Genomic DNA, 17044 nt, shown 5'->3' on the forward strand with positions numbered 1-17044 from the left:
GAGCCCCCTCCCCTCGCCCACCGCGCGCCCGGTCGCCAGCCGCCACTGCGCGGGACCGAGCAGGCGCCGGGATCATCGTCGACGGGGAGCGGGAGCGAAACCCTCTCAGGCAGCGGCAGCGTGGAGCGCTCCAGCCGCCTCAACCGCTCGACGGCCAAGTGCGGCAGGAACAGCGAGACGACCCGTCTCATCGCATCCCTCCACGATCAAAGAAAAGCCGGGGCCGCCACGCTGCCGGACGAGTTCGACGAACCAGCGCGCCCTCCCCACGCCGGCAACGACGAGGCGTTCGGACGGCGCACTCGCAACCCGCCAGCGGGTCCACGCCGCGGTCGGTTCGGCAAGTGGATCGTCCCCGCGCCGACGCCGACGACGAAGCAACAACACGGGCAAGTCGGCATCGGCCGCGGCCAGTTGCAATCGTCGGGACGCGACCATCGGCAAGCGACCGACCTCGCCGACGACGGCAGTCGGCGTCCCGTCGCGGATTGCGTCTTCGACGACGGCGAGCAGCGCCGCATCGTCGCGCGCATGGGCGTAGATGAGATCGCCGGCGGCGAGCCCCGCTTGAGCGAGGCCTGGCGCGTAAAGGTCTCGCCGGGTGCTGGCCCACAGCACGGGACCACCGAGCCTACGCACTTCTCTGGCGGCGATCCCGGCCAAGAACAGCGTGGCAGCCGCCTCGTCGGCCAAGCTGCAGCCGGCGGCGGCGGCTTCATGCAGCGCGCCCGCGCGCAACCCCCTGCCCCTCAGGCCCCCGTCGATCGCATCGACCTCGAATTGCATCATCCGGTGTTCGCTCGCCGCCGCGAGTGACGACCGCAATCGCGTAAGCCTATCCGACGAAAAAGCGGGTGTTGTAATCATTGACCTCAGACTCGGATGTTCGCTTTATGTTCTTCCCTTCGTCTCACGTCGTCAAGGCGATTGCGATCCCTCGGCCCGACGATCGATCGTAACCGCAATGCGTTTGGGAAGATTACCTGGAGTACCGGTGTTACAAGTGTTCGCGGTTGCCTGTAATACCGGTATTCGGGCTAGATCGCGACTGGGCGATGGTCCGGATAGAAGCATGGGACCGGCCGCGGACCGGTAGGCAACCGCAGAGCGGCGTACCATCGACGATTGTATCAGCGCGGATCGCCTCGCCACGCGGTTCAGCCCTCACGCGATCTCCAACGCTCCCGGTATTCCAGATAATACCGGTGTTAGCCGCAGTACGGGCATTAGCTAGAGCACCGGGATTGCCGATAGTGCCGCTAATGCCGCTAATGCCACGATTGCCGCGATTTCGCCGAATATCCCGGATATCGGTACTGACGCGAGCACGGGCAACACCGCAAGCACAGGCAACACCGCGAACACCGCGGGCACCGCGAACACCGGAAGCACTGCAAACACCGCGAATACCGCTAGCCCCGCGAGCACGGCTACCACGACGAATGCGGCTAGCACCTGCAATGCAGGTATGATAGGCATTGCATGTAATACCGAGGACATACGTGCTATCGGTATTACTCGTAATAGTTTTAGGGGGAAACGATGCCCGTCATAACGCTGATGTCGCCAAAAGGAGGGGTCGGGAAAACGACCGCCGGCCTGCTGCTGGCCCTTGAGCTCGCGGACGGCGGCGCGACGGTCGTCATCATCGATGCCGACCCGAACTTCCCACTGGCGAAATGGGGGCGTCTACCGAACAAGCCCGAGCGGATCGAGGTCGTGCAAGAGGTCGACGAGGATGCGATCATTGATACGATCGATGCGGCGCAGAAGCGTGCGCGCTTCGTGATCGTCGACCTGGAGGGGAGGGCGTCGGCCCGCGTCACCAATGCGCTACTGATGACCAACCTTGCGCTCGTACCCATGCAGGGCTCGGTCCTCGACAGCGACCAGGCCGCCCGCGCATTCCAGAGTATCCGCCGGGCTTCGACCGCAGCGCGCCGCGAGATCGCGTTCGCGGGCGTGTTCACGCGAACCCCGGCGAGCTCGCGTATCCGCTCGCGGGTGGCGCAACAGATCGCCGACGGCGTCGAGGGTGCCGGGATATCGACGTTGCCGACGTCGATCGCGGAGCGGACTGTCTATCGCAGCCTCTTCGCCCAAGGCGGCACGCTCGCCACGCTCGATGGCGCGACCGCGAGTTCGATCGAAACCGCTCGCGCGAACGCCGCAGCGTTCGCCCATGACGTCCTTGAGGCGCTCAGCGCGGCGAGGGCGGCGGCATGACCGACAAGCCCGGCAAACCGGCGCCGCGTCTGGCGGGGGTCACCAACTTCGGCGACGACGACGCCGACTATATCGCGCCGCCGCCGCGCGCGGTCCGCGAGCAGGCGAGGGCAGGGGGCGAAGCGATCGGCTTCGTGTCCGACCGGCCCGCGGCCCCGGCCGCGCGGGCGACCGTCAAGAAACGGCCGCGGCTGCCGTCGCAATTTCCCGACCATTACAATCTACGGCTGCGCGAAGGTGATCGCGAGCGGTTCGACGACTACGCCTATCGCCACCGTTTGGCGAAGGGCGACGTCTTCGCGCTGATGCTCGATCTGCTGGAGGCAAAGGACCGGGCCGACCAGGACTGACGGGGCGGACGCCCGACACCTATCGACGCGACGCCTGCGCGGAGAAGGGGAAGGGGAGGGGGCGATAGCGGCGCTCAACGCTCGATATCGTCCCTCCCGGTGGGTCGCATCACCGGCGCCACGGCGCGTTGCTGGGCGAGCTCGCGGCCGATGCCATCGGCCACGGCGCGGAGGCGGTCGAGCGCCGGCGCGCCGGGCTCGTGGCGGATGGAGATGTGCCCGCCGGCGACCAGCTCCAGCCGATCGGTCAAGGCGGCCATATTGCCTTCCCGAGCGACCCAATCGCGAAGATCGCTCGCCGTCTCATGGTCCGCCACCGGCGCTTTGTGCCGGAGCACCGCCAGCCGTGACGCCTCGGCCGCCCGCTCGGCCTGGGTCAAGGCGACCGGGGCGACAGCGGCGATCTCGCGTACCGTCTCGGCGACCGACATCCGCCGCTCGTAGGGCGCCGCGTCGCGCCCGCGCTCCAGCGAGCGGCGGACGAGTTCGTGCAGCGGGTCGTGCAGGCGATAGCTGTGAAGCTGGAATGCCATCTCATATTCGTGGCGATCGTCGACCGTCATCATGCTGTCGGGCGTCAGTCCGGGGTAGCGCAGCTGGATGACCGCCATGTCGCGCGCAATGTAGAGGGCGTCGCGGTCTTCTGGCGTCACGTTCGTCGTGTTCCAGTCGAGCCGGTGGCCGTTGTCACGCGCGAGCTGCTCGGTGAACGAGCGCAACGTGCGGCTGTTGCCTTCGCGGAAAGGGTGCAGATAGTCGAGCCGCGCATAGGTCTGCGCGATCGCCTCGGACATCTCCAGCAGGTCGAACCCGGCGAGCGCTCGTCCGCCCTGGAGCGCGTCGAGCGTCGGTCCGAGCTGGCGATCGGTTTCCGAGCGCAGCGCATAAGGGACAACGGTCCGGTCTCTGGTCGACTCCAGCAGCCGATGCTTGAAATGCCCGGACGCTTCGGGCCGGAAGTCGCCGGGGCCGTGGTGCGGCAGGTCCTGGAAGATGCGGCGATGCACCTCGCGGAGGTGGGCGACGTCGTACTGCCCTTGCACGGGATCGCGATGAAGCTGGCGAATCCGTGCAAAGGTGAGCGCGGCTTCGCGCTGGTCAACCAAGCCGGGCGGTGTCGGACGCCAGGATGGCGGCGGTGAGCTCGTCGCCGTCGATCTCGCCGGCGACATAGCGGGCGTTGAGCGCCTCGATCTCCGCCGTCAGGACGCCGCCCTCGAGGCGGACGCTGCCGCGCGCGAAGCCGACCTCGCGCGCGCGGCGAGCGCGCTCGGCAGCGCTGATCGCGGTGCGCGAAGTGGTGAGCGGCGTGACGGCGGTCATGACACAGTCCTTTCCTGGCGATTTGCTAGCACGAAAGTGCTGCGATTTCGAGGCAAGAGCGGCAGCCTCTCCTCTGTGTCGGGCGCCCCGCGACCGCCCGGCGCCGGCGATCACTCTTCCCAGAGCGGCCGAAACCGCCGCCGCCGCCGGGCGGCAGGGCAGGGGCACGGTGGCCGGCCGCGTCGAGCTCGCGATTGATCGCCGCCAGGTCCGCGAGCCAGGCTTCGATGCGTACCGGGGAATAGCACATGGTAGAGACCTCCGTCTGTTCGGTTGAGACCGCCGCCGGGACGAGGGATCGGGGTCGGGGTCACAGGACCGCGTCAGCGGCCGCGCCAGCGGGGCGTGGGGGAGCCGATTTCCTCGGCGGGAGCGTCAAGCGACCGCCGGGGAAATTGGGGGCACCGCGCATCCTTGACGCCGACCCCGAGCGCTCGTCATCCTCGGCGACACGTCAACGACAAGCAGATTTCGTTTGAACGAGGAGAGCGATGGGAGCGCCCACGGCAACCGAACTGCGCGCGACGCTGGTGACGTTGCTGGCGGGCGCGACCGACACGTCGCCTCGCAAGTGGGAAAAGGCGATCGGCGCGGTCGAGATGCTGCCGATCGTCTTCAACCCGCGGAGCAACTGGCGCGTGGACGTCCGTGCGGGCGCGGCGGAGGATCGCGCGATCATCGAACGCGCGATCGCGCTCCTGCGCAACGACCAACCCTATGTGCGATCGGAGCCCGGCCCCGGCGGTTCGACGCCGGAGCCGGTGATCCTAATATTCGTCGGCGCGTAGGATCGTGAGCACCCGGACGGTGACGCGCGGATCGGCGGGGTTTTCCGAGCCTGCCGAGAGATCGCTGTCGTAATAGTCGATCTTCCAGAGGCACGCCGCACCCTCGAACGCGAAGGCGCCGAAGTCGCGGTGGCCATAGGGATCGTTGTCCGCGGCGAAAGTGTCGAAGTCGCGGATCGTCCGCAGGAGCTCGGCGCGCTTGCGGAAATTGCGGAACAGCGTGACGTCGCCGATCAGCGCGGCGATGCCTTGGGTCATCATGACGCGGTTCGCCCCGGGGGTGGTGATGTTCTCGCGCAGCTCGTCGTTGAGCCGGGCGATATCGCGATGTCCGATTTCCCGGCGTGCGGCGGGAGGAATGTCCTCGGCCATGATCGTCTCCTTGCCGAGACCCCGACCATCGGGGCCTTTCGACAGGCGACACCGACCGCCGGGGCATAGCCGGACCCGCGCACCCGTCAGGGTCGCAACGCCAGTGGAGAAGCCCGCGCGCGGGCTTGCGCGGGTCCGCGCCCCGGCGAAGCGGTGAGGAGCCGGAGAGCCACGAGGACGGGCCGCGAGAGGCAGGCCGGCCGAGCTCGTCACTGGACGCATGCGGAGGAGGAGCGCTATCGTCGCGAGATGCAATCCGAGGCCGCAATCGTCACCCTGCAACCGCGCTGGATGGCCAGCACCGGCGCGATGTTGCGCATTAACGCGCTGGTGCGCAGTCGCTGCGCGAAATGCGACACGATGCTCCGCGTCGAGCTCGAGGATATCGTCGCGCGGCATGGTGCCGGATGTTCGCTCGTCGATCGGCTGGATCGCTGCCGGATGATCGGCTGCACCGGCTCGATCTTCTATCTGGCGTCGAGAAGCTATGGCCGCGCATGGACCCGGCTCCTGCGCGATCCCGCGCTGATCGCGAGCCTCGGCACTGTCGCCGATGCGGGCGCCGCGCTGGCGAGCGGGGAGGGGGCGAGCGTGACACCTTGGTGCCGCGGTGTGTAATCGCTACCGGATTTCGGCCAAGCAGGCGGCGGTGATGCGCGCGTGCGGGTTCGATCCGCCGTTCGCGCCCGACGAGGTTTTCCCGCCGACCCGGGAGATCTTCCCGACCGGCAAGAAGACCGCGCGGCACGGACCCGTCATCCGGCGGGCGGCGGGCGGCAACCGACCGCTCGAGATGGTCCTGATGGAATGGGGTTTTCCGACCAAAATCCCGAGCAAGCGCAATCCCGAGGTCAAGCTCGACAAATATGTGACCAACGCGCGCAATCTCGGCTCGAGCATGTGGAAACCCTCGCTCAACACGCCCGATCGCCGCTGCATCGTGCCGTTCACGCATTTCGCGGAACCGCATCCCGACGGCGGCAAGGGCGACGACAATCTGCCAAAGCAGATGTGGTTCTCGTTGCCCGACCAGCCGATCGGCTTCTTCGCCGGGCTGTGGCGCCCGACCGAGCGCGGCGAGGCATTCGCGTTCGGCACCACCGAGCCGAACGACATCGTGGCGCCGTGGCATCCCAAGGCGATGCCGGTGATCCTGCACCCCTGCGATTTGATCCGGTGGCTCGACGGCCGCGTGGACGAGGCGCTGGCGCTGGTCAGGCCCTATGACGGGCCGATGCACCATCAGGTCGAGACGCCGCGCGGCGACCTCATCGAGGTCGACGCGTGAGCCGGGGCGGGTTCGATGCCCGCCCCGGCTGATGACGACCAAGCGGGATGGGGAGGGGGCCCGCAGGCCCCCCGGGGTGTCAGGCGAAGGGATCGTATTCGTTGACGACGATGTGCGAGGCGTCGTGATCTTCGGCGGTGATGACGGCGTACTGGGTGCCGACCGCGATGACCATGGTGGCGACCATCAGGTTCCTGGCGAGGCTGAGAGCGGATTTGCGGGCGATCCAGATATCGTTGAACATGTCCGAGGCTCCTGTGAAGCCGACGGGGTTCATCCCCGCTCGACAGGCGCCCGACAGGACGGGGAGGGGCCGCGATCACTTTTTCTGCGGCACGCAGAAAAAGCCGTAGCGAAGCGCCCGGACCCCTTGCGGGTTGATCGTACAAGGCCCCGAGCCGGCCCAAGGATTGCGCCTCCAAGAGCGGGGTGAAACACGGCGGCCGGAGCGCCGTGTTCGGCGCCGGACCGCCCCCCCGCCCACCCGCTGGACCCGACGTTCCACCTTGGTTGCCCGGCCCGGCTCCGCGTCCCGCCCCTCGGCACGCATCGCCTCCGAGGCGGGCAAACCCCCGATTGACGCGGAAAGATGTTGCCGGTTTTCGGAAACGAGTTTCCGCGCGGCAGCGCCCGTCAGTCGATCGTCACCCGGCGGGGCCGAGACCGGCTACGGGCTCGGTGGAGCGTGAGCGGAATAGAGCGACGGTCCCGGCATCGCCGGGAGACGCCGTCCTCCGTCCCTGCTGGCATGCCGGCCCCGCTCGCTTATGATGATACCGAACGGCGGGGTGCAAACGGGCACCTTGCATCGATCAGATGACGCGGAGGGCCATGTATAATCTTCTGGTGCGAGGCGCCGGCTGGAGTGCCCGCGGGCGCGACCTGCAGGGCCGCGACACGCTGGGGCTCGATCGGATCTTCGAGGCGACCGAAGAGCGGATCGGCGAGGCCTATCATAACGGCGACCGGCTGGCGTTCGACCGGCTGCTGACGCTCCCCTGCCTGTTCATGACCGAGGGGCGCGACCGCGGCGAGGCGCGGGTCGGCACGATCATCCGGGCGCGCGCCGGCGGCCGGGATGTCATGCTCGATTATGTCTACGATGCCGACGTGCCGCCGCTCGCGAACGAACTCCTGTTCGAGCGGCTGGCGGACTTCGATATCGGACGCGACGAGTTCACCCGAACGCATTGGGCGGTGAAGGACGTCGATCTCTATCGTGCGCTGCTGCGCACCGTCAGGCCGCGGCGGCAGCGACCGACGGTGTTCACGATCGAGGAACATGAGCGCATCGAGCCGGCGCTCGTTTCGGCGATGATGCCGTTCGATGCTGCGTTCGCCGGCGTCTATGCGAGCATCCAGGAGGCGTGCGAGGCGGTCGGCCTCCGATGCCGCCGCGCCGACGACATCTGGGAGAACCCCGCGATCATCCAGGACGTGGTCTCGCTGATCGACCGGTCGCGCGTGGTCGTCGCCGACTGCACTGGTCGCAATCCGAACGTCTTCTACGAGGCCGGGATCGCGCACACACTCGGACGCGAGGTGATCCTGATCACGCAGAACGCCGCCGACATCCCGTTCGACCTGCGTCACCTGCGCTATGTGCCGTACCTCAACAACGCCGAGGGGCGCGCGGACCTTGCGACGGCGCTGCGCGGACGCATGGAGACGCTGCTCGGTCACTGAGCGGCGGGCGGTGCTGGACGCGAGCGCGATTTCGTGCGCCTGCTCAGGCCGATGGACCAGGATGACGACGACCGCACCGAGCCCGACCTGCCGCCCGCGACCGCGCCCGACACGATCTCGCTCAGCATGCGCGCCTTCGCGTTGGCGGACGCGGCCGATCGGCTCGGCAACAAGATCGCGGCCTATGTGCGGATGCTCAGCCGCGCGATCGATCTGTCGCGGCTCGACGGGCTGACGATCGCCTATGATTATGATGCCGCGCTGGCGGAGCTGGACCGCGGCGTCGAGGGCCTGCGGACGCTGACGCGCTCGAACGACGACCAGCTGATCGGGATCGGGATGGCGCCGGCGGTGCTCCGCGACGGCGTCGTCAAGGTCCATATCGTCCTCAATGCCGCCTATGTCGAAGGGATCGACGATGATGGCGCGGAGGAGCCGTCGGCGGCGTTCGACGACGCGCTTTACCTTCTCGCGCACGAGTGCGCGCATGTCGCGGTGACGGCGCAGAAGGATCGCACGCTGCCGAACCACATCCTGCAACACGGCATATCGGGCTATGAGGAAGCGATCTTCGCGCAGGTCAACGAGGCCTGTTGGGAGGAATATGCCGCCTGCCGGCTGAGCGCGCCGTTCGGGCACGGACGGCTCGTCTCTTACGAGGAGGGATTGCGGGGCGTGCTCGGCGCCTCGCGCGAGCGCGCCGCGGCCGCGCGGGCGGCATTCTGGAGGCATGGCGATCTGAACCGGGTGGTTGGCGAGCTCGGGCCGCCGCTGGCCGAACCGCTGCGCCTCGCCGCCTATGTGCTCGGCCATCTGGACGGCTTGACCGATCCGCCGGCGCTGTCGGACGCCACCCGCCGGGCTATCGCCGACGCCGGCTACACCGACCTGATCGACGACCTCGCCGTGGCGCTCCGCGACCTCTGGGCGAGCCGCGAGGAGCGGACGACGCTGAGCGAGTTCGAGGTGATCGGCGACGTCGCCCGCGATGCCTTCTGGGCAGGCGGACTGACGATCCGCCCCGCGACCGACGACGGCGCGACCATCCATGTGTGGGAACCGGACGAGGTCGATCCCGCGGCGCTGGGGCTTAGCCGAGGCTGGCGGCCGGACGCCTAGCGGCGCGCGCTGTACGAGACCCAGCCCGCCGGCACGGCGCAGCGGCATCTCCCCCGCCGGACCGTCCGATCGCGCACGGGGAGTTCAGATGGCGCGGGTGGTCCGTCCCGCTCGCGAGATGCCGTGCGAGAGACGGACCGTGTTGAAGCCCTGCTCAAACGCGATGACGATATCGGCGACAACCGCGGATAGTTCGTAGAGCGTCTCGACACAGGGTTGGCCGGCAAGCGGCGTGCCCGCCGGGAAGACGACGTCGCCCGTGAAACTGAAATCGTGCGCGATGCAGGCCTCGTACCCTTTGGGCGCGGGCACGAAGCAGCTGGTCCGTTCGGGCGGCGCGGTGCCACCCCTGGCGGTGACCACCGGTAGCCCCTCGAAGACGCCCACCTGGATCGCCACGTCCATCGTGCAGGCGACCGGCAGGATCAGGCGATGTTTGTCGATGATGTCGAGTTCGTGCAGCGCGGCCAGCATCGGATTGCCGAGTGGGGTGGGTGCGAGCGCGCCAACGAGATCGATCGCGACGGGGCCGGCCTTGACGAGGTCCTTGCGTAGCTTCTGCTCGAGCCCGGTCTCCTTGAGCAGGATCGGGAATTGCGTGTGGTCCGGACTCTCCCCCTGGGCGATCGCGCACGCGCAAGCGAGGTGATCGAGCGCCGAGCGCAGGTTGTGCAGCGCATCGCCGATGAAAAGGGCCAACCGTCGATCGGGGAAGCCCAGCCGCTCGTAGAGATAATAGCCCGGCTCGCCCGTGTCGGTGTGCGGGGTCTGGACGACCTGATAGGGCCGCTTGGCGAAATAGCGGCCCGCCTCCTGCGCGAAGGCGGCGATGTGGCGATTTGCGTGCGCGACCTTGGCGATCGCGCCGGCGAAATCGGGACGGACCGCAGCAATACGGGTTTTCATGCGGTCGGCTCGTCGTCCGCGACGCCGGCGAGCTGGCGCATGCCGCTCAGGATCAGCCCCTTCGCCAAGACGAGGCACCGATAGAAAGCATCGACCGCATCGTAATATTGATCTTCGCCGACGCGCGCCGGATCCTCGGGCGAGATCTGGAACACGACGAGGTGCTCGGCCTCGTCGATCGCGGCGATGCTGGTCCACAGATGTCGGGCGCTGAGATGCACGAAAGCGCTCGCGTCCCGATAGACCGTCGTGATCCACGGGAAGGTCGCGCCGAGCCGCTCGAGCAGCCGGTGATCGGTGAGCCGCGCGCCGGTGTCGTCCTTGAGCTTGTAGACCGCCTCGCCCCCCATCACGGCGGCGGCATAAGCGTGCGGATCGGGAACGAAGCGCAAGGCCGCGACACGCAAGGCGGTGTCGAGCTGCAGCCGCACCATCGGCGCGGCGGCATGGAAGTTGCGCGCCCGGATCATGGCCGTGAACCCCTCGGGCAGCGCGACCGAGCGCTTCGCCGCCGCGAGCAGCAGCATGCCGACCTGGTTCATCGGCAAGCCAGCGCCGAGCAGCGCCTGGCCGTCGCGCAGGAGGCCGGCGTGTTCGGCGCCGATCCGAGCGAGGCGCGCGTCGAGGTCGAGGGTTGGTGCCGCGGTCATCGACAGACACTTAGCAAGCCGGCGGCATCGTTCGAAAGGCCGCATCGGGATGACAAGCCATCGGTGCCGATGCCTCGAACCGCGCCTGCCCACGCGGACGGCGGGGAGGGGCCCGGGATCGCCGGATTCGACCCGAAGGTTCGTCAGGTCGGCAGGCTGCGCCGGCGAGGCCGCCCGCGATCGTCCCACGGACGCGGGCCGTGCGGCATCAGGGCGAGGTCTGCCGGACTCCTCAAGACGGCGTGGCGGCCGCCGGCATCGGGGACTGCACCTTGTCGCAGATCGGCGCGGGCAAGCCTTTGCCGATTGCCTTGGCGACGTCGCGGAGATTGCGCTGGGGCGTCATGCAGTAGACGATCCCGGTCGCTACGGGCTGCCCGCTGGCGGAATCGACCAGGCGGTAGCTGACAACGAGCCCCGACGCGACCGTGGCCGCTCCGCGTAGCAGGCCGAGCTCGTAGAAGATGTTCGAGCGGGTGATGGCGGTGCCGCCGACCTGTTCGACAGCGACGCGGAGCAGGAGCGCGGCAGGCGGGTTCGTCGCGGCGCCGGTCGTATCGATGCCCCCGGCATAGGGTTCGAGCTGGATCGCGGTGGCGAGCGCGGACAAGGCGCCTTTGTCGGCGGCGGTGAGCGAGTTCGCGAAGCTGTCCGCCGCGGCGATGACGCTGGCATGATCGGATCGCACGCAGACCGCGCGGCGCTGCGCGATATCGTCGACGAGCCCGTAATAGCCGGCGAGGATCCGGCTGCCGGCGGCGGGGAGACCGGTGCCCTCGCCGACGAGGTGGAAAGTGCCGCCGCCCCTGATCTCGACCGCGTTCACCAGCATCCGATCGTCGGCGCTGAGCGCGATCGGGGCGATGGTGATGTCGGTCGTCAGCGCCTGCGCGAAGTCGGATGGCACGAACGGGGTCAGCGCGCCTTTCGAGATCGGCACGCCCAGGATGCCGAGCTTGGTCTCGGCCTGCTTCTGCTTGTCCTTCTCGGCGCGTTGCTCGGCGATGTCGCCGCTGCAGGCCAGCCGGGGCTCGGCGATCGCGGCCCGGAATTGCTCGATGCGCCGTCGGACGATCAGCGGCGACACGAGATCGACCTGCTGGTCGTGTGCGGCCAGCAGCACGGGCCGCCGGTACGGGTTGCCGGCGGTGCTGGCATCGATGATGATCTGCGCTGCGGCGGTGAAAGCCTGGACGTTGGTCACGCCGGCCTCGATGCCGCCGGCGCCGTTGCCGAGCGTGGTCTGACCCTTGGCCGCGTTCAGCCCGAGACCGACGACGAGCCCCGTCTTGGTGGCGGTGTCGTCCGCCAGGGCGGGCGAGGCGCCGAGCAGCAAGGCGCAGGCGACAATATTCCGGACTGTTTTCATCCAACCCCCCCGAGTCGACACCATCGACTGTACCATCGCTTGGCCGGCGGATGAATGATCCAGCTTCGAACTCGATCTATTCTTGCAGCGACAGCGCTTGACAGGGCGACGCGCACTTGTGACGGGAAATCGACGGACACCGCTCCTGACCAAGCAAGCGCATCGCCGCCGCTGCTCGACGAGAATGTGACGATGGTGACGTCCCCGACTTCCGGGCTGGTTTCCGGCCCTGTTTCCGACATCGTACTCGGGCGCGTCGCGCCCGGAGTCGAGGTGAAGGATATCCGTGCCGCGCATGACTTCTATGCAAGCGTGTTCGGCTTCGAGAAGGTCTTCGAGAATGGCGATCCGACCGGCTTCATGGTTCTGAAGAAGGATGAGGCGGAAATCCATTTGACCCAGAAGCCGGACCACAAGGCCTCGACCGCCAACGTCATGCATATGTTCGTCAGCGATGCGGCCGCATTGTATACGCGGTGCGAGGCACAGGGCGTCAGGATCATCAAGCGGCTGGCGGACAAGGACTACGGCCAGCGCGCCTTCGTGTGTGCCGATCCCGACGGTAATCGGATCGATATCGGTGAGCGGCTCGACCGATCCAGCCGGTGATGGTTTGACGCGGGGACAGTTCCTTCGCGGCCCGTGCCGGTCGGCGATACCTGCGTAATTATCGTCGGGGGCGTTCGATCGAAGCTGGGCGAGCGCGTAGCGATCACGCGAAAAGGCCCGGGAGCCGAAGCTCCCGGGCCGATCCGCCCCGGTCAGAATGGGATGTCGTCGTCCTCGTTGTCCTGCGAGGCCGCCTGCTGCTGCTGGCGGGACTTGCCGTAGGAGAGGAAGGTCACCTCGTCGGCGATGATCTCGACGCCGTAGCGCTCGATCTTTTCCTGGTCGGTCCAGCGGGTGTAGTGGATGCGGCCGCGGACCATGACCTTCTGGCCCTTCTCGACATATTCGGCGACCGTCTTGCCGACGCCGTTGAAGCAGGTGATCCGGTGCCATTCGGTGTCTTCGACCCGGCGGCCCTTCTCGTCCTTCTGGACCTTGCCCTCGCTGTCGCGCTTCGGGCGCGAGGTCGCGAGGCTGAAGCTGGTGATCGTTGTGCCGCCGTTGGTGGTGCGGCTCTCGGGAGTGGCGCCGACGTTGCCGGCGAGGATGACGAGGTTCTGCATTTCGAGGTTCCTTTGGGTTCGCCGGGGGTTCGTCCCCTCGACTGAACACCGTCGAAGACGGCCAGGACGGCGGCTCCACCGAGCGGCGCAGACGCGCGAGGGGAACCCCGTGACGAGGAGTGGTGCGGGCAGCCGTGGCACACGGCAACACGGTCCGAAGGCACGCGGGTTGGGGCCGTTGGACGGCCGGCTTAGGTCGTTCAGCAAAGAGAGGGGATAAACCCCCACGGGCGGACCGCGATGAACCGCCATGCGGATTTCTCGACTCTCGCCGTGGCAACGACGGTCTACTCCACCCGCCACACCAGCACGGCGCTATGACCCTCCGGCCGCTTCGCGAACGGGCCGTGGCGCGGGCGGGCATGCGGCTCGGAACCGGAGCCGGCGGATCATACATCCGAAACCGCATTCCTCTTCCAGGCGTGGCGACGCAGCGCAGGTCGAGCAGGGGAGCCTCGAGGTCGGTTCGAGCCGCTATCCTCTTCGCTGGCCCGACAGGGTCGACGCTGCGCGGCGATCAGGCGTGCGGGTATTCCCACTGCAGCCAGACACCCGGGCCGCGGCGGAGCTCCCCCGACAATGCGGTCGACTTTTTTGCCTGTCCGGGTCGGTCTCGACCCTGAGCAGGTTCCGGGCCTCTCGGGCGATCGGTCCGCCATCACCGCGGTGGAACCAGGCACCGCATCCCGGGTTGGATTCCGGTGGAAAGCAGGAGGTAGACATGGCCGACGATCAAAACGCCAACATGCCCAAGATCACGACGGTCGAAGAGACCGGGCTCAAGGAACCGGCAAATCAGGGCCCGCTCGACCAGGCGCGGGATGAGCAGAAGCAGGTCACGCAGCCCGACGACGACGAATAAGAGTCGCGGCGCAAGGATCGGCGCGTCGAACGGTTCTCGCCGTACGGTCGTAAATTATCGCGCGCGCCGCTCGCGCGGCGCGCGGGGCGGCCAAGCGGTGCGAAGTTGCCCGCCAAGACTCCCCCGTCTGCCAAGTAAGTCTGCCTGACAGCGCGGCTCTCGATCCGTGGCAACCCGGCGACTCCCCTTAACGCGATGTCGACGGGAGTCGCCGATTGCAATCAGCCCAGCTTCTTCTCGATTTCGTCCAGCGCACGATTGTAGCTGGCGCTCTCGCCGGCGCTGAGAAAGCCCTGTTGCTTCACATATTTGGCCGAGTCGGCGCGGACCCAGGCGAGCTTGCTCGTCATCGCCGCCGCCTCCGCCGGCGAGACGCGGCCGGCCTTCCGGATTGCGATGAGCTTCTCGTGGATCGCCTTTGCGCGATCGTTCAGCTTGATCTGCAGTGTATCGGCGCGGTGAGCGGCGTGGGGCTGGGCCGGCCTAGCGGCGGCTGGCACAGCTACGATACCCATCGCCAGCGCGACAAAGAGGAAAGAAGGCGAGAACGTCATTCGCATCGGCATGCTCCAACATGTGCGCGGGAAATCCGCCAGCCCTCGATTTAGGACCTGCAGCTGAACGAACGCTGTGTCACGGGTCGATCGACCTGCGGATCGATCTCATTTGGTGGCCGACGGCCGCCGGCGAACCGACGGCCGCGGAGTGAGCTCACGTGAGCCGTCGCTCGCGCTCGCTGTTGAGCGCGGAGGGTGGCGTACCCAGCGGACCGCGACGATCGACGACACGAACGCCCGCCTTCTTCGCGTCGATCACGAGACGCTCGGTAACGCCATTGCCCTGAAAGGCGATGAGGTAACGCGGCTTCAGCGAGAGCATCTGCTCGTTGCGACGGAAACCGGCGCGGTCACCGAGCTTGCGGTCGAGTCCGAAACGGACCTGCTGGACACCATTCTGTTCCGCCCAGGAGGCGGCGATGCGCTCGATACCCTTCATGTCGCCGCCATGGACAAGATACATGTCGCCGACACGCTCACGGACGGCGTTGAGCGTGCGCAGCAGGTTGCTGCCGAACGTCGTCATGTCGGCATCGGAGATGAAGGTCAGCCGGCCGCCGGCGAACACGACCGGTGTGCCCTGCACGGTGTTGGCGTCGCGAACCCGGTCGCGGCGCGCGCGGAGGAAGGCGCGGCCGTCGACGATCGCCGATGTCACGCCGAGTGAGATGCGGTTGCCCGTAGCCGGCACCCAGGAGCGGCCCGTCTCGCGCATGTAGTGCGCAGCGGCGGTATCGCGCATCTGCTCGTAGCAGCCGGCGGCTTCCTCGATCTTCTTGGCGAGGTCGATCTTTTCTTCGAGGTTCGCGGTGGTGATCTCGGAGCCGTCCTGATCGGCGAGGAGAAGGCGGATCTCGTCGGTGAGTCGGTCGATCGTGGCATGCTTCTTCGCAGCCGCCCGGTGGAAGAGGTTCACCAGCCCCCAGCCGAGTTCCTCGATGTCACGCTCCAGCGACGTGTTGAAGAGCGTGGCGAACAGATCGCTCCAGATGGCGGTGGTGGTGTGATCGAGTGCCTCGGTCGGCGGGGGTGCCATGCCGGAGAGGTCTTCGGTTCGGGGTTCGAGATGCCCGAGTTCGAGAGCGGCGAGTGCCGCGGCGAGGGACGTGGACATGGGCGAAAGCCTTTCGTCTGGTCGTGCCGGCGGCCTATCCGCCGGATGCGCACCTCCTGGGCTGCCGAACGAGAGACGGCCGCACCGAGGGCCAAGCCCGAGGGAAACCTCGAAAATCGGGGTGGTGCGGGCAGCCGCGAAGCGGCAACACGGCCCGGTTTTCGCAGGTTGCGGACGGCTCGCGGCGGCCCAAGTGCCGCATCCTCTGGCGGAAAGGCGCGTCGGCAGTGCGACGACAGGAAGCCCGATGCCCCCGCCTCGGGCGCTGCCGATCGCGAACGCGCCTGGGCGTATCGATCCCGATCCGATCATCGGGTCTGGCACCAATGCGACCGATCGGATGCATAGCGGCTTGCCGACCGCTCGGTGCCGCTGGTAGGCTCCGATCACTGCGGAGACGTAGTCGGGGCGTGGAAACCTCGTAGATTGCGGGCCGGTTCGTGCGACCGGGTGGCGGACGCGTATGTCCAAGCCCCGGCTAAAGGCGTTCGCGCCTAGCGCAATCTAGGTTTCCAACACCCGGTTCCGAAGCGACGACGCGCCGATGGGGCGCGTCGCCGGCTTCGCCGAGGGTGAAATGATGGACGAGCAGAAACCGAACGAAGCGACTGCGGTAAGCCTCATGAGGATGGCGCTCGGGCTGCTCGATAAGGCCGGGAAGACGACCGCCGCGGCCTATCTCCAGCACGCCATCGATGTAGCGATCGATGCGCCGATCCCGCGCACGGTCGAGGAAGTAGAGGCACATTTCGAAACCGACGACGGTCGCAAGCTCCTCCGCAGGTACGGTCTCTCAGCTTGAGGCCATCGGTTCGGGCATGCGCAGCGCATCCGCGGCGCGGTTGAAGTCGTCGAGCCACCGAGCTATCGGCGTCCGCGCCTCCACAGGGAGAACGGCCTGCGCCGCTTGAAAGGCGATCAGCTGGGTCGGTGCTGTCTCGATAATATGGTCAATCTCTCCGGGCGGCAGGAGCCCCGTTGCACGGATGAACTCGGTGATGCTTCCGGGTCTGGGTGTCGCACCGCGGTGTCCCAGCACCGGACGCCGCCAAAGCCCGTCGATATTACGCAAGCGCGGCTTGGCACGCGCTTCCATCAACACAATGATCCGAAGTTCTTCGGTCGACAGCTCGGCCACCTCGTCGGCCTTGATGCTGCCGCAAAAGAATTATGTCGCCATTGAGACGATCCATTCCCTTTGACGGGATAAGGATATTGTCCCATTATCGATCGGGTCGGGGCAATAAAATGGAAACGCCCAG

Annotated in this window: 23 protein-coding genes; 11 read left to right on the top strand and 12 right to left on the bottom strand. The window is 67.4% G+C overall.

The features are described from left to right. Nucleotides 1-120: 120 nt before the first annotated feature. A complete protein-coding gene (locus DI605_RS20715; RefSeq protein ID WP_293977583.1) occupies nucleotides 121-816 on the top strand; it encodes a hypothetical protein in 696 nt (231 codons plus the stop codon). 414 nt (nucleotides 817-1230) lie between these two features. Here the strand turns inward: DI605_RS20715 and DI605_RS20720 are convergent, their stop codons facing one another. Continuing rightward, nucleotides 1231-1500: a hypothetical protein gene (locus tag DI605_RS20720; protein WP_293977585.1), complete on the bottom strand. Its 270-nt coding sequence runs from the start codon at nucleotides 1498-1500 to the stop codon at nucleotides 1231-1233. Between the two features lie 42 nt (nucleotides 1501-1542). Between DI605_RS20720 and DI605_RS20725 the strand changes: the two genes are divergently transcribed. Beyond that, the gene (locus tag DI605_RS20725; RefSeq protein WP_293977587.1) at nucleotides 1543-2226 is read left to right on the top strand and encodes a ParA family protein; all 684 of its coding nucleotides are present in this window, start codon (nucleotides 1543-1545) and stop codon (nucleotides 2224-2226) included. After that, entirely contained in the window at nucleotides 2223-2576 is a 354-nt protein-coding gene (locus tag DI605_RS20730) for a hypothetical protein (RefSeq protein ID WP_293977589.1), read from the top strand. Before DI605_RS20725 ends, DI605_RS20730 begins: the two co-directional genes overlap by 4 nt. A gap of 74 nt (nucleotides 2577-2650) precedes the next feature. Here the strand turns inward: DI605_RS20730 and DI605_RS20735 are convergent, their stop codons facing one another. Both DI605_RS20735 and DI605_RS20740 read right to left on the bottom strand, forming a co-directional pair. Continuing rightward, entirely contained in the window at nucleotides 2651-3682 is a 1032-nt protein-coding gene (locus DI605_RS20735) for a Fic family protein (RefSeq protein ID WP_293977591.1), read from the bottom strand. Continuing rightward, nucleotides 3675-3899 carry an antitoxin VbhA family protein gene (locus DI605_RS20740; protein WP_293977593.1) on the bottom strand — a complete coding sequence of 75 codons (225 nt, stop codon included), beginning with the start codon at nucleotides 3897-3899 and terminating at the stop codon, nucleotides 3675-3677. Before DI605_RS20740 ends, DI605_RS20735 begins: the two co-directional genes overlap by 8 nt. Nucleotides 3900-4390: 491 nt before the next feature. Here DI605_RS20740 and DI605_RS20745 point away from each other — a divergent pair, with 491 nt between their 5' ends. Then, nucleotides 4391-4687 (top strand): hypothetical protein, encoded by a 297-nt coding sequence (locus tag DI605_RS20745; RefSeq protein WP_293977595.1) that lies wholly within the window; start codon nucleotides 4391-4393, stop codon nucleotides 4685-4687. On the opposite strand, the gene DI605_RS20750 is transcribed toward DI605_RS20745, so the two are convergent. Continuing rightward, nucleotides 4667-5059 (bottom strand): DUF3768 domain-containing protein, encoded by a 393-nt coding sequence (locus DI605_RS20750; protein ID WP_293977597.1) that lies wholly within the window; start codon nucleotides 5057-5059, stop codon nucleotides 4667-4669. The genes DI605_RS20745 and DI605_RS20750 overlap by 21 nt on opposite strands. 249 nt (nucleotides 5060-5308) lie before the next feature. On the opposite strand from DI605_RS20750, the gene DI605_RS20755 reads away from it, so the two are divergent. Together DI605_RS20755 and DI605_RS20760 are read left to right on the top strand one after the other, a co-directional pair. Further along, nucleotides 5309-5677, top strand: coding sequence for a hypothetical protein (locus tag DI605_RS20755; RefSeq protein WP_293977599.1), 369 nt, complete (start codon nucleotides 5309-5311; stop codon nucleotides 5675-5677). Between the two features lie 34 nt (nucleotides 5678-5711). Next, the gene (locus DI605_RS20760; protein WP_293977625.1) at nucleotides 5712-6347 is read left to right on the top strand and encodes an SOS response-associated peptidase family protein; all 636 of its coding nucleotides are present in this window, start codon (nucleotides 5712-5714) and stop codon (nucleotides 6345-6347) included. A gap of 79 nt (nucleotides 6348-6426) precedes the next feature. On the opposite strand, the gene DI605_RS20765 is transcribed toward DI605_RS20760, so the two are convergent. Next, the gene (locus DI605_RS20765; protein WP_293977601.1) at nucleotides 6427-6591 is read right to left on the bottom strand and encodes a hypothetical protein; all 165 of its coding nucleotides are present in this window, start codon (nucleotides 6589-6591) and stop codon (nucleotides 6427-6429) included. 602 nt (nucleotides 6592-7193) lie between these two features. On the opposite strand from DI605_RS20765, the gene DI605_RS20770 reads away from it, so the two are divergent. Together DI605_RS20770 and DI605_RS20775 are read left to right on the top strand one after the other, a co-directional pair. Then, nucleotides 7194-8033, top strand: coding sequence for a hypothetical protein (locus DI605_RS20770; protein WP_293977603.1), 840 nt, complete (start codon nucleotides 7194-7196; stop codon nucleotides 8031-8033). Nucleotides 8034-8066: 33 nt separating this feature from the next. Continuing rightward, the gene (locus tag DI605_RS20775) at nucleotides 8067-9152 is read left to right on the top strand and encodes a hypothetical protein (RefSeq protein ID WP_293977605.1); all 1086 of its coding nucleotides are present in this window, start codon (nucleotides 8067-8069) and stop codon (nucleotides 9150-9152) included. 84 nt (nucleotides 9153-9236) lie between these two features. On the opposite strand, the gene DI605_RS20780 is transcribed toward DI605_RS20775, so the two are convergent. The 3 genes from DI605_RS20780 to DI605_RS20790 all read right to left on the bottom strand — a co-directional run bounded on the left by DI605_RS20780 (nucleotide 9237) and on the right by DI605_RS20790 (nucleotide 12044). Next, nucleotides 9237-10058 carry a hypothetical protein gene (locus DI605_RS20780; protein ID WP_293977607.1) on the bottom strand — a complete coding sequence of 274 codons (822 nt, stop codon included), beginning with the start codon at nucleotides 10056-10058 and terminating at the stop codon, nucleotides 9237-9239. Further along, nucleotides 10055-10708, bottom strand: coding sequence for a hypothetical protein (locus DI605_RS20785; RefSeq protein ID WP_293977609.1), 654 nt, complete (start codon nucleotides 10706-10708; stop codon nucleotides 10055-10057). Before DI605_RS20785 ends, DI605_RS20780 begins: the two co-directional genes overlap by 4 nt. Nucleotides 10709-10940: 232 nt before the next feature. Further along, nucleotides 10941-12044, bottom strand: coding sequence for a hypothetical protein (locus DI605_RS20790; RefSeq protein WP_293977610.1), 1104 nt, complete (start codon nucleotides 12042-12044; stop codon nucleotides 10941-10943). 87 nt (nucleotides 12045-12131) lie between these two features. On the opposite strand from DI605_RS20790, the gene DI605_RS20795 reads away from it, so the two are divergent. Further along, complete coding sequence (locus DI605_RS20795; RefSeq protein ID WP_293977612.1) at nucleotides 12132-12686, top strand: glyoxalase/bleomycin resistance/extradiol dioxygenase family protein; 555 nt, start codon at nucleotides 12132-12134, stop codon at nucleotides 12684-12686. 152 nt (nucleotides 12687-12838) lie between these two features. On the opposite strand, the gene DI605_RS20800 is transcribed toward DI605_RS20795, so the two are convergent. Beyond that, a complete protein-coding gene (locus DI605_RS20800) occupies nucleotides 12839-13249 on the bottom strand; it encodes a single-stranded DNA-binding protein (RefSeq protein WP_293977613.1) in 411 nt (136 codons plus the stop codon). Nucleotides 13250-13970: 721 nt separating this feature from the next. Between DI605_RS20800 and DI605_RS20805 the strand changes: the two genes are divergently transcribed. After that, nucleotides 13971-14111 carry a hypothetical protein gene (locus DI605_RS20805; RefSeq protein WP_293977615.1) on the top strand — a complete coding sequence of 47 codons (141 nt, stop codon included), beginning with the start codon at nucleotides 13971-13973 and terminating at the stop codon, nucleotides 14109-14111. 221 nt (nucleotides 14112-14332) lie between these two features. Here DI605_RS20805 and DI605_RS20810 read toward each other — a convergent pair whose 3' ends face one another. Together DI605_RS20810 and DI605_RS20815 are read right to left on the bottom strand one after the other, a co-directional pair. Continuing rightward, nucleotides 14333-14671, bottom strand: coding sequence for a hypothetical protein (locus DI605_RS20810; protein WP_293977617.1), 339 nt, complete (start codon nucleotides 14669-14671; stop codon nucleotides 14333-14335). 151 nt (nucleotides 14672-14822) lie between these two features. Next, nucleotides 14823-15782 carry a DUF2493 domain-containing protein gene (locus DI605_RS20815; RefSeq protein WP_293977619.1) on the bottom strand — a complete coding sequence of 320 codons (960 nt, stop codon included), beginning with the start codon at nucleotides 15780-15782 and terminating at the stop codon, nucleotides 14823-14825. Nucleotides 15783-16326: 544 nt separating this feature from the next. Here DI605_RS20815 and DI605_RS20820 point away from each other — a divergent pair. Continuing rightward, the gene (locus DI605_RS20820; RefSeq protein WP_293977621.1) at nucleotides 16327-16584 is read left to right on the top strand and encodes a hypothetical protein; all 258 of its coding nucleotides are present in this window, start codon (nucleotides 16327-16329) and stop codon (nucleotides 16582-16584) included. On the opposite strand, the gene DI605_RS20825 is transcribed toward DI605_RS20820, so the two are convergent. Continuing rightward, a complete protein-coding gene (locus DI605_RS20825; protein WP_293977623.1) occupies nucleotides 16576-16920 on the bottom strand; it encodes a hypothetical protein in 345 nt (114 codons plus the stop codon). The two genes, DI605_RS20820 and DI605_RS20825, sit on opposite strands and share 9 nt — an antisense overlap. Between the last annotated feature and the right edge of the window lie 124 nt (nucleotides 16921-17044).

Source organism: Sphingomonas sp. (genome assembly GCF_003248515.1).
In the GTDB taxonomy this organism is placed as follows: Bacteria; Pseudomonadota; Alphaproteobacteria; order Sphingomonadales; family Sphingomonadaceae; genus Sphingomonas_I.